The sequence below is a fragment of the Aeromonas diversa CDC 2478-85 genome, assembly GCF_000819805.1.
GTDB classification, from domain to species: domain Bacteria; phylum Pseudomonadota; class Gammaproteobacteria; order Enterobacterales; family Aeromonadaceae; genus Aeromonas; species Aeromonas diversa.
On sequence record NZ_CDCE01000034.1, the window covers coordinates 177716 to 193957 of the forward strand.

Consider the following 16242-nt stretch of genomic DNA (forward strand, 5'->3'; position numbering starts at 1 on the left):
GCGTGAAAATTGCTGCCTTGCTATGAAACCGATTTAAATGGGATAATAAGGGTGGTTTTGTAAGACCGCTCAAGCCTTGTACAACGTGGGCGTTTCATCTCCCATTCCGCCCGTCAGGCCAAGCGAAGTCCCTGTGCCAAGGAGCGATGTTGCAGCAGGGTGAGCGCAGTGCACAAAACCGTTTTGTCTTCACACTGGAATCCTTTTCATCCCCTGCATTTTCAGGGCATGACCGATGCGCCCAAGTTTGTTGCGCCTCATGCGTACCCCAACCGGGAGGTTGCCACCGTATGCTGTAGACCCGAGGCCGGCGCAGGACAGGAGCGTGTGAAGGAACACACATGACACAACAATGAGAACTCAATGAAAAGAATGCTAATCAACGCGACTCAGGAAGAAGAGTTGCGCGTAGCGCTGGTTGACGGACAACAGCTCTACGACCTCGATATTGAAAGTCCGGGACACGAGCAGAAGAAAGCCAACATCTACAAGGGCAAAATCACCCGCGTAGAGCCCAGCCTCGAAGCTGCTTTTGTCGACTACGGCGCCGAGCGCCACGGTTTCCTGCCTCTCAAGGAGATCGCCCGCACTTACTTCCCCTCCGGTTATTCCTACCAAGGTCGTCCCAACATCAAAGAAGTGGTCCGCGAAGGCCAGGAAGTGATCGTCCAGATCGACAAGGAAGAGCGTGGCACCAAGGGTGCAGCCCTCACCACCTTCATCAGTCTGGCCGGCAGCTACCTGGTGCTGATGCCGAACAACCCGCGTGCCGGTGGTATTTCCCGCCGCATCGAGGGTGACGAGCGGACCGAACTCAAGGAAGCCATGAACGGGCTGACCGTGCCGGACGGCATGGGCCTCATCGTGCGCACCGCCGGTGTGGGCAAGTCCCAGGAAGAGCTGGAGTGGGATCTCAACGTCCTGCTGAACCACTGGGAATCGATCCGCAAGGCCTCCGAAAACGTGGCCGCGCCTGTGCTGATCCACCAGGAAAGCAACGTCATCGTGCGCGCCATCCGCGACTACCTGCGTCGCGATGTGGGTGAGATCCTGATCGACAACCCGACCGTGTTCGACCGTGCCAAGGCCCACATCGAGCTGGTACGCCCGGATTTCATCAACCGGGTCAAGCAGTACAAGGGCGAAGTGCCCCTGTTCAACCACTTCCAGATCGAAAGCCAGATCGAGTCGGCCTTCCAGCGTGAAGTGCGCCTCCCCTCCGGCGGCAGTATCGTCATCGATCCGACCGAGGCACTGACCTCTATCGACATCAACTCGGCGCGCGCCACCAAGGGTGGTGACATCGAGGAGACGGCCCTGCAGACCAACCTGGAAGCGGCCGACGAGATCGCCCGCCAACTGCGCCTGCGTGACCTGGGTGGCCTGATTGTCATCGACTTCATCGACATGACCCCGGTGCGTCACCAGCGCGAGGTGGAAAACCGTCTGCGTGAAGCCGTGCATCAGGATCGCGCCCGCATCCAGCTGGGCCGCATCTCGCGCTTCGGTCTGCTCGAGATGTCCCGTCAGCGCCTGCGTCCCTCCCTCAACGAGTCCAGCAGCCACATCTGCCCCCGTTGCCAGGGTCAGGGCGTGATCCGTGACAACGAGTCACTGGCACTCTCCATCCTGCGCCTGATCGAAGAAGAAGCGATGAAGGACAACACCGAGCAGGTGCATGGCCAGGTACCGGTCGATGTCGCCGCCTATCTCCTCAACGAGAAGCGTGCCGCCATCGCCAGCCTCGAGCAGCGCAACGACGTGCGTGTCTACATCATCCCGAATCAGCATCTGGAGACCCCGCACTACGAGGTCACCCGGATCCGTAAGAACGAGATCCCGGAAGCTGCCAGCTACGAGCTCAAGACCGAAGTGGTCAAGCCGACTTACCAGCCCCGTCAGGTGCAGGTTGTCGAACGCGATCAACCTCTGCTGCAGGGCTTTAGCCAGCCGTCCAAGCCGGCTCCTGTTGCTCCGGTTGCAGCTGCCCCGGCCAAGGTTGAAGCCGTAGAGGCCAAACCCGGCTTCCTGAGCCGCCTGTTTGGCACCCTGTTTGGTTCCACTCAACCGAAAGCTGCAGCCGCAACGCCTGCCGCCGAGCCGGAGCAGAAGGCCCATCAGAAGAGCGACAACCGCCGCCGTCAACCACGTGAAGAGCGCCAGCCCCGTGGTGAGCGCAGCAACGAGCAACGCCGCGATCGTCGCCGCGACGAGCGCCCTGCCCGTCCGAGTGAAGAGCAAAAGAGCGACGCTGCTCGCGACGAGCGCAGCAAACGTCCGCGTCAGGAGCGTGAGCCCCGTGAAGAGCGCCAGCCACGCCAACCGCGCGAGCCGCGTGCTGAACGAGCGCCGCGTCAAGAGCGCGAACCTCGCGCCGAGCGAGCTCCGCGTCAAGAGCGTGAGCCCCGTGTTGAAAAACCGGTGCAGCAAGCTGTCGAGACCGTGAGCGAAGAGCAGAGCGTACGTGTTGAGAAAGAGCAGCGCGTTGCCGAGCGTCGCGAGCGCCGTCAGATGCGCAAGCAGGTACGTGTCGACGTCAGCGAGAATGCAGTGGCCGTAGAGCCGGTAGCACAAGTCGTTGAGACTGCCGCACCTGTCGCCGAGCCGGTTCCTGCTGTCGTAGCCGAGCCCATCGTCCGTGAATTCCAACCCGAGTTGGAGCCGGTACTGGGAACCCAGGCCCATGTACAGGCAGACGTCCCCGCCCCCGTTGTTACCGAGGAAGAGAGTGAATCCCGTCCTCGCCGTCAACGTGAGCGTAGCGAACGTACTCCTCGTGAAGGCATGCAACGCCGTAAGCGGATCAACGAAGATGCTCGCCGCCAGCGTGAAGAAGAGCCTGTAGCTCAGGTTGCTGCCGAGCCGGTCGCCGTGGTTGAGGCGGTTATGGTGCCTGCGGCGCAGTCCCCGGTTGCCGCTCCGGTTGCGTCTGTCACCACTGACGTCAAGGCTGAGCAGGTTGCTCCTGTTGAGCAAGCGCGTGTTGCCAGCGTACAAACCCAGAGTGCACCGAAGCAAGTGGCATCTTCCGGCGTATTGGCCAAGGCTCGTCGTGCTTCTGCACCCATGGCCAAGCCGGAGCCGGCCCCGGCCCTGCCCCAACAAGAGGCGCAAGAATATCCGCCCCTGGTGCGCCATGGCGTGGAGAGCTCTGGCCGTCACGGTGGTTTGAGTGCAGCCCAGATGCATGCAACCAGTCCGGCAGGTCGCCCCTAAACCAGGCTTCCAATCGCCATATCAAATCCCCGAGCCATGCTCGGGGATTTTTTTTACCTTAATTAGCCTCTCGGGCCTGCGCCCCCTGCTCGTGTTGTACATCGTCGAGATAGCCCTCTTGAGAACACAGCCGAGCCAGGGTCTGATCTGTGGGAAGCTTACCGACTAAGCATGGCTTGACCTTGCTCCACGCTTATCAACACAGCCGGATGAGCCCTCGCACCGATGTGCAATCAAGTAAGCCCCGTCACAAGGTGTTGCACCGTCCCTGATCTTCTCCCTGTGCGCGCCATCAGCCTGCTCACCATAGAACCAGATATGCCCGCGAGGCCCCGACCGACCTACTTACATCACGGCCGACTCAACGTAGCACCAGATGGATAAAACAGTGTTAACTGAAATGTGCGTGATGGCATATGTTGAGTGTAGGCAGTGCATGTGCACCGCTCGCTGCGACCGGGCTTTCACCTCCTACGGCCATCGGCATCTGTCGTCCGTTCATGAAGGGGTAACTCAGAGCCGCGGCTGAACCCAGACATAAAAAAACCGGCGCATTGCGCCGGCTTTTGCATTGAGGATTCAGAGTGTCAGGTAAAGAGCGCGTTGGCGAGCAGGAAGAATCCACCTGACAATGCCATGGTCAGTGGCAGGGTCAACACCCAGGCCATCAAGATGGTCTTGATGGTTTGCGTCTGCAGCCCAGAGCGGTTCGCCACCATGGTCCCTGCCACGGCCGAAGAGAGCACATGGGTCGTGGAGACAGGCATGCCCGTTGCACTGGCGATACCGATGGCACTGGCAGCCGTGATCTGGGCAGCAATGCCCTGGCTGTAGGTCATGCCCTTGGAGCCAATTTTCTCCCCCACCGTGTAGACGATACGACGCCACCCAATCATGGTGCCGCAACCCAATGCCAGGGCGACGGAGACGATAACCCAGTAGGGGGCATACTCGGCGGTAGAGACCAGATCCTTGCGCCATACGGCCAGATCCTTGAGCTCCTTCGCAGGCAATTGCAGCTTGGAGACCTTCTTGGCGGTGTCGTCGATGCAGAGCAGCAGGCGACGAACTTCACGGCGGTCGGCCACACTCATTTCACTGTAGGTGCGGACCTTACCCAGACGCTCATCCAGCGTCGCAATGTTAGAGAGAGTATCACCGGCAGTGCAGTGCTCCATCAACTCGGCGGAGACCTTCACCTCACGGTCAAAACTCACCAGCCCGCTGACCATCTCCTGGTTACGATGGTAGAGATCTGCGATGCGGTTAGCGGCATCCTGCGTGCGATCGAGGTGATAGGCGCTACTACTCATATCGAGGGCGTAGTGAGCCGGTGCCATACAGATGAGCACCAGCATCAACAGGCCAATCCCCTTCTGACCATCGTTGGAGCCATGCACGAAGCTGACCCCCATGGCAGAGGCCACCAGGGTAAGGCGCGCCCAGAAAGGCGGGTGCTTCTTACCGTCGACCTTGAGGCGCTCCTCTGGGGTCTTATGCAGCTTGGGGCCACTCCAGATTCGCTTGATGGCAAACAGAAGAAGTGCCGCGATGATGAAGCCCACGGTCGGCGAAACGATGAGCGACAGCATGATGTCGATCGCCTTGCCCACGTTGATCCCTTCATTCAGCGGCTTGTGTACCAGCCAGGCATAAGCACCGCCCACCCCTAAGATAGAGCCAATCAGGGTATGAGAGCTGGAGGCCGGGATGCCGAAGTACCAGGTACCCAGGTTCCAGGCGATGGCGGAGAAGAGCAGGGAGAAGATCATCACCAACCCCTGGCTCGAATCCATTCCCAACAGCAGATCAATAGGAAGCAGATGCACGATGGCATAGGCAACGCCAAGCCCCCCGAACATAACACCGAGGAAGTTGAAGAAGCCTGAGGCAACCACAGCCATGTGAGCCGGCATGGCCTTGGTGTAGATCACCGTCGCTACGGCATTGGCCGTATCGTGAAAACCGTTGATAAACTCGTAGGCCAAGACGAAGACAACGGAGAGCACCAGGCCGATTGCCAGCCACGCGTTCATCCCTTCAAAGACTGTTAACATTACAAAGGTACACCTTGTTAAGGAAGTGCGCGGATTATGCCAGATGAAGCAAGGGTGAATAGACGGCCAAGAGATATTTTCTGACAAAAAAAAAATGGCAAATGTATCAACATCTGCCATTTAAAGGGTAGTCAGCGATAAGACGCTGGTCAGTCTTGGCTGATCCGGCTTGCCACAGCGCCTTGCTGGCTCTTGTACTTGGCGTTTTCACGCTTGTTGTAGGGACGTGCGGCCTCCCCGGAGAGGACTTCGAAATTGAGCGCACCAATCTTCATCTTGGGGCGCAATGCCAACGGCAATTTACCGCCGTTGTAGAACTCCAGCACGATGCGCCCCGACCAGCCCGGATCGATCCGATGGGCCGTCACGTGCACCATGAGGCCGAGGCGCGCCAGTGAGGAGCGGCCATCGAGCCAGCCCACCAGGTTGGCCGGCAGGGTCACCGACTCATAGGTGACGGCAAGTGCCAGCTCGCCCGGGTGGAGGAAGAAAGCCTCCCCATCCGGAATGTGGATCTCTTCGCTCATCACCCGATCGATGGCATCCGCCATCTCGGCACTGGTACCGCCGAGGTCGATATAAGGCGCGGTGTGATCGCGAAAGACGCGAAAGGCGTTTCCCAGCAGGACATCGACACTGACCCCACTGATACGCTCCTGTGAGGGACGAGGTTCGATGACAATCTTTCCCTCGTCCAGATAGCGTTCTATGTCGGTATCACAAAGGCGCATAACTTCTCCTTGGATATAAAAAAGCCGGGGTCACCCGGCTTGTTTCAGCCCACCAGCATGTGACGGATTCGAGCTTTGAGCATGTCGATCGCGATACGGTTCTTGCCGCCACGGGGCACGATCACATCGGCATACTGCTTGGACGGATCGATGAACTGCAAGAACATGGGGCGAACCGTCTTCTGATACTGTTTGAGCACAGACTCCATGGTACGGCCCCGCTCTTGCACATCACGCACCAGGCGGCGGATCAGGCAGATATCGAGTGGGGTGTCCATGAAGATGGTGGCATCCATGCGCTCACGCAGACGCGGATCGGTCAGCAGCAGGATCCCTTCCAGAATGATCACCTTGCGCGGCGCAAAATCAGCCGTCTCGGTCATACGAGTGTGCTCGGTATAGGAGTACTGAGGGATGCTCACTCCCTCACCGCGCGAGAGTAAGTCCAGATGCTCAACTAGCAGACTGTGATCCATGGCGCTGGGATGGTCGTAGTTGGTCTTGACCCGCTCTTCCATGGTCAAGTGAGACTGATCCTTGTAGTAGCAGTCTTCGGAGATCACACCGATCTCGCCTGCCCCCAGTTCGGCCACCAGCTCTTCATAGATGGTCTGGGCAATGAGGCTCTTGCCCGAGGCTGAAGCCCCGGCAATACCGATGATCACACACGAACGTTGAGTATCAGACATGACAAATACCTAAAAGAAGAGCGGTTGGAATGAATGTAAACCGATCCATTATAAGAAAAAGGGTGGGCCATGCCCACCCTCAAAGCGCGTCATACGTCACGTTCGACCACTATTCATCCAGCTGTCGCGTGAAGAGCGGGGTCGCAACCGGTTTTCCGCTAAAATAGAGCGCCGCAGCCAGGTTGCGGGCCAGTTTCAGGTAGCTCAAAGAGAGCGCGTGATCCGGCGCCTGGAAGACGATGGGGCATCCGTCATCCATATGTTGACGAATATCGATGTGCAGTGGCAGTTGTCCCAGCAGGTTGATGCCAAATTGCTCCGCCATCTTCTGCCCCCCCCCCGTGCCAAAAATAGGCTCGTGGTGGCCGCAGGCGCTGCAGATGTGATAGCTCATGTTCTCGATCACCCCGAGCACAGGGATCCCCACCTTCTCAAACATGGCGACGCCCTTGCGAACATCGGCCAGGGCCACATCCTGGGGCGTCGTGACGATCACCGCCCCCGTGGTCGGGACCTGCTGGGCCATGGTGAGCTGAATGTCACCGGTGCCGGGGGGCATATCGACTACCAGATAGTCGATCTCACCCCAACGGGTCTCATTGAGGATCTGGGCCAACGCCTTGCTCGCCATGGGACCACGCCAGATGGTGGCATCCTGCTCGCCAACCAGATACCCGATGCTGTTGCTTGGCATGCCGCAGGCCATGACAGGCTCCATCATTTTGCCATCGTGGCTCACGGGACGTTCGTGACGGGTACCGGTCATGATGGGAATCGAGGGGCCATAGATATCTGCATCCAGCAGGGCCACCCTGGCCCCTTCTCGCTTGAGCGCCAGAGCCAGATTGACGGCCGTGGTCGACTTGCCCACGCCCCCCTTGCCGGAGGCCACTACCACTATGTTGCGAACCCCCTGAAGCGCCGGACGCCCGCCTGCACGGGGCAGGCTGGCCACCTCGGCATCGCAGTTCCAGCGGATCTGCTGCACCCCATCGAGGGCACGCAACCGGCCATCGAGCTCATCACGCAACTGATCGAACCAGCTACTACCGGCGAAGGGCAGACGCACCCCCACCGTCAGCAGCCCCCCCTCCAGGGTGAGGGTATGAACAAAGCCAGCCTCAACCAGATCGCTTTGCCAAAAACGTGGTTTAAATTCGGCCAATATACGTTTTACTGCATCTAACACTGTATAAACCCCATTGCGTTGTTATTTGCTCAAGTCCCATTGCTACTGCCCGACTCAGCCACGCGCCAAGCGACAGCCAGCGAGTCTCGAGGCTAGGCAGATCCGGCCTGATTCGGGTAACATGTTCGGCACTCTAACACTCCAATCAGCATATCAAGAACCCATTATGGCAACTGATCCCCGTAAAATTCTGGTAACTTGCGCCCTCCCCTACGCTAACGGCTCCATCCACCTCGGCCACATGCTGGAACACATCCAGGCCGATATCTGGGTTCGTTATCAACGAATGCGCGGTCACCAGGTCCACTTCATCTGCGCCGACGATGCCCACGGCACGCCGATCATGCTCAAGGCTCAGCAGATGGGGATCGCCCCCGAAGAGATGATTGCCCGCGTCTCCGAAGAGCACCAACAGGACTTCGCCGGCTTCAACATCAGCTTCGACAACTACCACTCGACCCACAGCGACGAGAACCGCGAGTTGGCGAGCCTTATCTATACCCGCCTCAAGGAGGCTGGCAAGATCAAGAGCCGTACCATCTCCCAGCTGTTCGATCCGGAAAAGGCCATGTTCCTGCCGGACCGCTTCGTCAAGGGTACCTGCCCCAAGTGCAAGTCCCCGGAGCAGTATGGCGACAACTGCGACAGCTGCGGCGCCACCTACAGCCCGACCGAGCTGATCGATCCGAAATCCGCCGTCTCCGGTGCGACCCCGGTGATGAAGGACTCCGAGCACTTCTTCTTCGACCTGCCCCAGTTTGAAAGCTGGCTCTCCGGCTGGGTGCGCGGCTCCGGCGCCATCCAGGAAGAGATGGCCAACAAGATGCAGGAGTGGTTCGAAAGCGGCCTGCAACAGTGGGACATAACCCGTGATGCCCCCTACTTCGGGTTCGAAATTCCGGGCGCCCCGGGCAAGTACTTCTACGTCTGGCTGGACGCCCCCATCGGTTACATGGCGTCGTTCAAGAACCTGTGCAACAAGCGTGATGACATCGATTTCGACAGCTACTGGAAAGCGGACTCCGAGGCCGAGCTCTACCACTTCATCGGCAAGGACATCGCCTACTTCCACTGCCTGTTCTGGCCATCCATGCTGGAAGGCGCGGGCTTCCGCAAGCCGACCAAGGTCAACGTGCACGGCTACGTGACCGTCAACGGCGCCAAGATGTCCAAGTCCAAGGGCACCTTCATCAAGGCCTCCACCTATCTGAACCACCTGGATCCGGAGTGCCTGCGTTACTACTATGCCGCCAAGCTCAACAGCCGCATCGACGATCTGGACTTGAACCTCGAAGACTTCGTGCAGCGCGTCAACGCCGATGTGGTCAACAAGCTGGTCAACCTCGCCTCTCGCAACGCCGGCTTCATCGCCAAGCGCTTCGACGGCAAGCTGGCCGCCACCTGCGCCGAGCCTGAGCTCTACGCCGAGTTTGCCAACGCCCGCACCGCGATCGCCGAAGCCTACGAGAGCCGCGAGTTCAGCCGCGCCATCCGCGAGATCATGGCGCTGGCCGACAAGGCCAACCGCTACGTGGACGACAAGGCCCCTTGGGTCATCGCCAAGCAGGAAGGGGCAGATGCCGAGCTGCAAGCGGTCTGCTCGGTCGGCATCAACCTGTTCCGCGTCCTGATGGCCTACCTCAAACCGGTCATGCCGCTCTTGGCCGAGCGCGCCGAGGCCTTCCTGGCCGAGACCCTCAGCTGGGATGGTATCGCAGCTCCGCTGGTCGACCACACCGTCGCCCCGTTCAAGGCCCTGTTCGCCCGTATCGAGCCGGCCAAGATTGACGCCATGATCGACGCCTCCAAGGAAGATCTGGCCAAGGAGCAGGCACCGAAAGCAACCGGTCCCCTGATCGACGATCCCATCAGCGAGACCATCGCCTACGACGATTTTGCCAAGATTGATCTGCGCGTGGCGCTGATCACGAAGGCCGAGGCGGTGCCGGAAGCGGACAAGCTGCTGAAACTGCAGCTCGACATCGGCGGCGAGACCCGTCAAGTGTTTGCCGGCATCAAGTCCGCCTACAACCCTGAAGATCTGGAAGGCAAGCTGACCGTGATGGTGGCCAACCTGGCCCCGCGCAAGATGCGTTTCGGCATGTCCGAAGGCATGGTGCTGGCCGCCGGCCCCGGCGGCAAGGATCTCTGGATCCTCGAGCCCCAAGAGGGCGCCCAGCCCGGTATGCGAGTCAAGTAAGAACCAAGAGGGACCTTCGGGTCCCTCTTCGTTTATCCGCCACGTTGCGCCATACGCACCGCCAATTCCCGCAACACGGGACGCCGTCGCTCTAACTGGCGCTGCCTTTGTGTCAACTGTGTGGCCAGCTTGTCGGCGGTGCCAAGTTCGCCTTCCAAGGCGAGGCGACGGCGCCATTGGCGGCGGTCTTGTAATTGGCCCAGCAGCTCCTGCCACTCGCACAGCTCAGCCAACCAACCCAGTGGCGCATCGCCCTGAGACACCAGCAGCTCGACGCCATAACGACCCGCCTTCACCGCCAGACGCAGTGCGTGCCATTGGCGAAGGGCCAGCGGGCCGTCCACATCGAGCCTCTCGAGCAGGCCAGCCCCGAGACTCATGGCATAGAATCGCGCCAGTTGCGGTTGCCGGCCCCACTCTTCACGTCGCAGCCACCAGGCAAGCAGGGCGGACTCCAGCTCAGGCACGGGTACTGCGGACTGAGTCCCGGCTTTATCACCGAAGTGCAGGGCGTGAACCTGCGCATCGCGCAAGGCCGAGAGCGCCTTGATGGCCGAGGCCAGCTGCCGCTCGAGCCGTGGCTCGTAGATGAGAGGACGCCACAAGGCAAGCAGCGAGAGCACGCGCCTCCCTGCGATACGATAACCGTGCACCGCCTCTTCATCGGCCCCCTGGCGCAGGTGCACAGTGGCCTGCGAAAAGGCCAGGATCACATCCCGCTCATGCTCCATGGCCAGGGCCTCAGTTGGTATGAAAACCGGGAGGCGGAAGCTCGCTCATCTCGCACACCTCGATGCGTGAGACCTGAGCGGTGCGTGGGCCACGCTCCAGCCAGCTCAGCATACTCTGCACCTGCTCTCTGGGTCCAGCGATCCACACCTCGACCGACCCATCATCCAGGTTGTAGGCATGCCCTCTTAATTTGAGTCGCAGGGCCTGCTCACGAGTGAAATAGCGAAACCCTACGCCCTGAACGACTCCATACACACGCACAACAAACGATTGCTCTCCCATTTTTATACCCTTGTCATTAAGATCTGGCGACTCTCGCCGATAATGCTGACACCCGCTCAACGGATTGCTGTAGGAACCCTAATCATTATGAAAGAAGTCAAGTTCAGATGGATTGACCGCTATCTCATTCACCTCACCATCAGTGAAAAGTTCATGATCACCTTCTGGTTTCCCCTGCTGGTGATCGCCCTGCTCGGCTTTACACTGCTGCGAGCCAGCCACGAGCAGGAGATGAACCTGCGAGTCGAGCTGATGCGCGAGAAGGTCGACACAGTGGCAGCACTGGTGGCCAAAGAGCCCGGGCTGACCCTTCCGGCCCATCTCTCCCTACAGCCCTATGCCACCGAAGGCCTCTCGGAGCAGGGGGATCGCGTCAGCTACGCCGCCAAGGCGGGGCAAGCGGGCATGCTCGTTGGCACGCTCGATCGCGCCGCCTACTCCATGTGGGACGATCAGGGGCCCATGCTTGGGCTGATCGCCGTGCTGGCGGCCCTGATGGCTCTCATCACCCACTATCTGATGACCTTCGTCTCGGGCGCCCTCTACTCCACCAACAAGGCGCTACAGCAGGTGGCCGATGGGGACCTCACCTTCCGGCTCAACTTCTTCCCGGTGCGCGACGAGTTTTCTGTGCTCGCTTGCAGCATCGACCGCTTCACCGAGCGCCAGCACAATATAGTCCAACTGGTTGAACAGTCGGCCGAAGCCCTCCATATGGCGGCTGATGAGTTTCGCGATCACGCCCGGCAAGGGCAACAGATGGCGCTCTCCCAGCGCAGCCACATGGACTCACTGGCCGCCGCCATGGAGCAGATGTCTGCGGCGATCCGCGAGGTGGCTCGCAACGCCGCCGACACCCTGAGTCAGACTCGCGAGTCGAGCGATGAAGCGGCCAAGGGCGCCACCCGGGTACGCAAGACCATCGAATCCATCCGCACCCTGGCCGACGAGATTGCCAATGCCTCGAGCGCGGTCGATCAGCTCACCGACAACGCCAACCGGATCAACGAGGTGGTCAGCGTCATCAATGCCATCTCCCAACAGACCAACCTGCTGGCGCTCAATGCCGCCATTGAGGCCGCTCGCGCCGGCGAGCAGGGGCGTGGCTTTGCGGTGGTCGCCGACGAAGTGCGTACTCTGGCAGGCCGCACCCAACAGGCCACGGTCGAGATCCAGCAGATGATCGAGTCCCTGCAAGGGGGCACCACCACCCTCAACGAGATCATGGAGAAGACGGTGATCCGTGCCGCCGACAGCCGCGAGCTCATCACTCAGGTTGGCGCCGATATAGAGCGGATCAGCCAGGTCAGTGCCAGCGTCTTCGAGATGAGCGCCCAGATCGCCACCGCCTCCGAGCAACAGAGCTCGGTCGCCGCCGACATAGCGCACAACCTCGAGCTGGTGCGTGGTGAGGCAAGCTCGGTGGAAGAGTCAGCCTCTGCCTCGGTGGCCGGCACCCAGGGACTCAAGACGACTGCCGATGAGCTCTCGGGCGCCCTCAAGGGGCTCAAGATCTGAGTCGGTTTGTCTTTTAGCCAGGGGCCACCTAGAATGTGGCCCCTTTTCTTATCTCCTAAACGGCTGTCACCATGAGCGCATCCATCATCCTCGCCGGCGGGCGGGAAAAATCCCTGCTTCGACGTCACCCCTGGGTCTTCTCCAAGGCTATCGACAAGGTCAAGGGCAAACCGGTTAACGGTGAGACGGTCGACGTCTTCGCCCAGAGTGGTCAGTGGCTCGGCCGTGGCGCCTGGTCCGGCAGCTCCCAGATCCGGGTGCGGATCTGGACTTTCGATCGCGACGAGGCGGTCGATCAGGCCTTCTTCCTGCGCCGTCTGGCCGCTGCCCAGGCCGCTCGCGAGGATCTAATCGCACGCCAGGGGCTCACCGGCTATCGCCTGTGCGCCGCCGAATCCGACGGCCTGCCCGGCGTCACCATCGATCGCTACGGTGATTTTCTGGTGTGCCAGTTGCTCTCGGCCGGTGCCGACTACCAGCGTCCGCTGATCGTCGAAGCCCTGCGCGCCCTCTTCCCCACTTGCAACATCTTCGAGCGCTCCGATGTGGCAGTACGCAAGAAAGAGGGGCTTGAGGAGTTTGTCGGTGTGCTGCACGGCGAGGCGCCCTCCGAGCCGGTCGTGATCGAAGAGAACCAGGGGGTCAAGATCCTGGTCGACATCCAGGGAGGCCACAAGACCGGCTTCTATCTGGATCAGCGCGACAACCGCCAGGCAGCCGCCAAATACACCGCCGGCAAGCGGGTACTTAACTGCTTCTGCTACACAGGTGGCTTCGGTGTCTACGCCCTCAAGGGTGGTGCCAGCGAAGTGGTCAACGTCGACGTCTCCCAACCGGCGCTCGACACCGCGCGCCAGAATGCCGAGCTCAATGGCCTGGACCTCTCCCGCGCCCACTTCCTGCGTCAGGACGTATTCAAGCTGCTGCGTGAGTACCGGGAAAAGGGCGAGAAGTTCGACGTCATCGTGCTCGATCCGCCCAAGTTTGCCGAGAGCAAGGCCCAGCTCGACGGCGCCTGCCGCGGCTACAAGGACATTAACCTGCTGGCGTTCCAGCTGCTCGCCCCGGGCGGCATTCTGCTCACCTACTCCTGCTCGGGCCTGATGCCGGCAGATCTGTTCCAGAAGATAGTGGCCGACGCGGCGCTCGATGCCGGCCGCGACGCCCAGATCCTCGAGCGCCTCTCCCAGGCACCGGATCACCCCATCGGTACCGCCTATCCGGAAGGCTTCTACCTCAAGGGACTGGTGGTCAGAGCCCGTTGAGACCGTTCAAGAGGCGCCCTTTAAGGCGCCTCTTATTCCCTCCTGAGTCCCTTCATACAATCTTCATGACAGCCATCGGCACCCGTGCTAACGTGCCAGGGACAGTGCCAATGCAAGGATGTAAAGATGTTGAAAAGCAATGAGTATTTTGATGGTAACGTCAAATCTATCGGCTTCGAGCACAAGGGTGAGAAGGCCACCGTCGGCGTCATGGCCCCGGGTCACTACGAGTTCAATACCGCCGCCCCCGAGCGGATGACGGTCATCAAGGGTGCCCTCACCATTCAGCTCAAGGATGAAGATGAGTGGCACACCTACGAGGCGGGTCAGGCGTTTGCCGTCCCAGGACACTCTTCCTTCAAGCTGGAAGTGAAGCAAGCCACCGCCTACCTGTGCGAGTTTCTCGACTGATACTACCCAGGGGCCGATAGGCCCCTTATCTTTTCTGCTGCGCTTTGCTAGCATGGCGTCTGATTTGGTGTGTTTTTCAACATAGCGTCAGACAAGATGCCGGTTTCGATACGAACTATCCGATATGGTGACTGGAGTGCCATCATGCACATCCAGGCCCAGTGTTACCATGAGCTGGTCCCCGAGCCTCTCCACATCCTGCAGCAGAAGGTCGGCCTCTCACCGCAGACCTGCTGGGTTGCCGAGCGAGGTGGCCAAGTGCTCGGCTATCTGCTCTGTCATCCTTGGCACTATGGCCCTCCCCCCTCTCTCTCATGCCCCATCGGCGAGATGACGCGCGACGAGATCTTCTACCTGCACGATCTGGCGATTGCCGATGAGGCGCGCGGTCTGGGTGTAGGCCAGCGACTCGTCGACACGGCGCTCGACCACGCTAAAGAGGATGGCTACGACGAAGTGGCCCTGATCGCAGTGCAGGATGCCCCCGCCTATTGGCGTCGACACGGCTTCGTGGCCACTCCCACCAGCAAGTCGCTGGCCGAGTATGGCGAGGACGCCGAGTTTATGAAGCTCAAGCTGAATTAGAAACGAAGAGGGCGCCATCATGGCGCCCTCTGTTTATTTCGACTCGCTCAGCCCTTGTACTTGCTGAACACCAGCGAGGCGTTAGTCCCACCAAAGCCGAAGCTGTTGGACATGACGGTATCGAGGGTGGCCGCTTCGGTCTCACGCACGATGGGCAGGCCGATAGCCTTCTCGTCCAGGGTGTCGATGTTGATGCTCGGGGCGATGAAACCGTGCTCCAGCATCAGCAGGGAGTAGACCGCCTCATGCACGCCGGCGGCGCCCAGAGAGTGACCGGTCATCGCCTTGGTGGCGGAGAGCTTGGGAGAGTTGGCACCGAACAGAGTCTGGATCGCTTCCAGCTCCTTCACGTCACCGACCGGGGTGGAGGTGCCGTGGGTGTTGATGTAGTCGACCTTGTCGACACCGGCCATCGCCATCTTCATGCAGCGAATGGCGCCTTCACCGCTAGGGGCAACCATGTCGTAGCCGTCGGAGGTGGCACCGTAACCGGTGATCTCGGCGTAGATGTGAGCGCCACGGGCCAGGGCGTGTTCGAGCTCCTCGACCACCACGATACCGCCGCCACCTGAGATGACGAAGCCGTCGCGATCCGCATCATAAGTGCGGGAGGCCTTTTCCGGGGTGTCGTTGTACTTGGTAGAGAGGGCGCCCATGGCGTCGAACTGGGTGGTCATGGACCAGTCCAGCTCCTCGCCGCCGCCGGCGAAGACGATGTCTTGCTTGCCGAGCTGGATCAGTTCCAGCGCGTGGCCGATGCAATGGGCAGAGGTGGCACAGGCGGAGCTGATGGTGTAGTTGACCCCACGGATCTTGAACGGGGTGGCCAGACAGGCAGATACGGTGGAGGACATGGTGCGCGGCACCATGTAGGGACCGACACGCTTGACGCCCTTCTCGCGGGCGATGTCGCACGCTTCCAGCTGGTTTTTGGCAGAGGCGCCACCGGAGCCGGCCACGATACCGGTGCGGTCGTTGGAGACCATGTCGTCGGTCAGCTTGGCGTCGGCGATCGCTTCCTGCATGGAGAGGTAGGCGTACGCGGAGGCGTTGCCCATGAAACGCATGACCTTGCGGTCAATCAGCTCGGACGGCTCGAGTTTGATGTTACCCCAGACACGGCTACGCAGGTTGTACTGCTCGAACTGCTCGGAATAGGTGATGCCTGAGGTACCCGCTTTCAGGGAGGCCAGCACTTCTTCCTTATTGTTGCCGATACTGGAGATGACGCCGATACCGGTGATCACTGCTCTTCTCATTAATCCATCTCGTCTGGTAAAACTGGCACCGAGTCTACCCGCTTTCGGCTGCCAAACTGGTCTGCTTTCACGTAGAATGCCCGCGATTTGTGACGGGAGTTTGAAGTC

General features: G+C 60.3%; 13 protein-coding genes. 6 read left to right on the forward strand and 7 right to left on the reverse strand.

Annotation, left to right across the window (positions count from 1 at the left end; translation table 11 throughout):
- Positions 1-363: 363 nt before the first annotated feature.
- Complete coding sequence (gene rne / locus BN1121_RS15130) at positions 364-3216, forward strand: ribonuclease E (protein WP_043157505.1); 2853 nt, start codon at positions 364-366, stop codon at positions 3214-3216.
- 587 nt (positions 3217-3803) lie between these two features.
- Here the strand turns inward: rne and BN1121_RS15135 are convergent.
- The 4 genes from BN1121_RS15135 to apbC form a co-directional block, all read right to left on the reverse strand.
- Positions 3804-5273, reverse strand: a complete 1470-nt coding sequence (locus tag BN1121_RS15135; protein ID WP_005352624.1) for an inorganic phosphate transporter — start codon at positions 5271-5273, stop codon at positions 3804-3806.
- Positions 5274-5422: 149 nt separating this feature from the next.
- Complete coding sequence (gene dcd / locus BN1121_RS15140) at positions 5423-6004, reverse strand: dCTP deaminase (protein WP_005352622.1); 582 nt, start codon at positions 6002-6004, stop codon at positions 5423-5425.
- Between the two features lie 44 nt (positions 6005-6048).
- Positions 6049-6693 carry a uridine kinase gene (gene udk / locus BN1121_RS15145; protein ID WP_005352620.1) on the reverse strand — a complete coding sequence of 215 codons (645 nt, stop codon included), beginning with the start codon at positions 6691-6693 and terminating at the stop codon, positions 6049-6051.
- Between the two features lie 109 nt (positions 6694-6802).
- On the reverse strand, positions 6803-7882 hold the full coding sequence (gene apbC, locus BN1121_RS15150) for an iron-sulfur cluster carrier protein ApbC (protein ID WP_043598029.1): 1080 nt from the start codon (positions 7880-7882) through the stop codon (positions 6803-6805).
- Positions 7883-8048: 166 nt separating this feature from the next.
- On the opposite strand from apbC, the gene metG reads away from it, so the two are divergent.
- Complete coding sequence (gene metG / locus BN1121_RS15155; protein WP_005352618.1) at positions 8049-10082, forward strand: methionine--tRNA ligase; 2034 nt, start codon at positions 8049-8051, stop codon at positions 10080-10082.
- Positions 10083-10114: 32 nt separating this feature from the next.
- Here the strand turns inward: metG and BN1121_RS15160 are convergent, their stop codons facing one another.
- Positions 10115-10813, reverse strand: coding sequence for a CHAD domain-containing protein (locus tag BN1121_RS15160; protein WP_005352617.1), 699 nt, complete (start codon positions 10811-10813; stop codon positions 10115-10117).
- Between the two features lie 10 nt (positions 10814-10823).
- Positions 10824-11096: an acylphosphatase gene (yccX, locus tag BN1121_RS15165; protein WP_005352612.1), complete on the reverse strand. Its 273-nt coding sequence runs from the start codon at positions 11094-11096 to the stop codon at positions 10824-10826.
- Between the two features lie 87 nt (positions 11097-11183).
- Here yccX and BN1121_RS15170 point away from each other — a divergent pair, with 87 nt between their 5' ends.
- The 4 genes from BN1121_RS15170 to BN1121_RS15185 all read left to right on the forward strand — a co-directional run bounded on the left by BN1121_RS15170 (position 11184) and on the right by BN1121_RS15185 (position 14875).
- The gene (locus BN1121_RS15170; RefSeq protein WP_005352611.1) at positions 11184-12614 is read left to right on the forward strand and encodes a methyl-accepting chemotaxis protein; all 1431 of its coding nucleotides are present in this window, start codon (positions 11184-11186) and stop codon (positions 12612-12614) included.
- 71 nt (positions 12615-12685) lie between these two features.
- Positions 12686-13879 carry a class I SAM-dependent methyltransferase gene (locus BN1121_RS15175; RefSeq protein WP_005352608.1) on the forward strand — a complete coding sequence of 398 codons (1194 nt, stop codon included), beginning with the start codon at positions 12686-12688 and terminating at the stop codon, positions 13877-13879.
- 126 nt (positions 13880-14005) lie between these two features.
- Positions 14006-14290, forward strand: coding sequence for a pyrimidine/purine nucleoside phosphorylase (gene ppnP, locus BN1121_RS15180; protein ID WP_005352607.1), 285 nt, complete (start codon positions 14006-14008; stop codon positions 14288-14290).
- A 96-nt stretch (positions 14291-14386) separates the two neighbouring features.
- Complete coding sequence (locus BN1121_RS15185; RefSeq protein ID WP_043157504.1) at positions 14387-14875, forward strand: GNAT family N-acetyltransferase; 489 nt, start codon at positions 14387-14389, stop codon at positions 14873-14875.
- 47 nt (positions 14876-14922) lie between these two features.
- On the opposite strand, the gene fabB is transcribed toward BN1121_RS15185, so the two are convergent.
- Positions 14923-16134: a beta-ketoacyl-ACP synthase I gene (fabB, locus tag BN1121_RS15190; protein WP_005352603.1), complete on the reverse strand. Its 1212-nt coding sequence runs from the start codon at positions 16132-16134 to the stop codon at positions 14923-14925.
- Positions 16135-16242 lie beyond the last annotated feature (108 nt).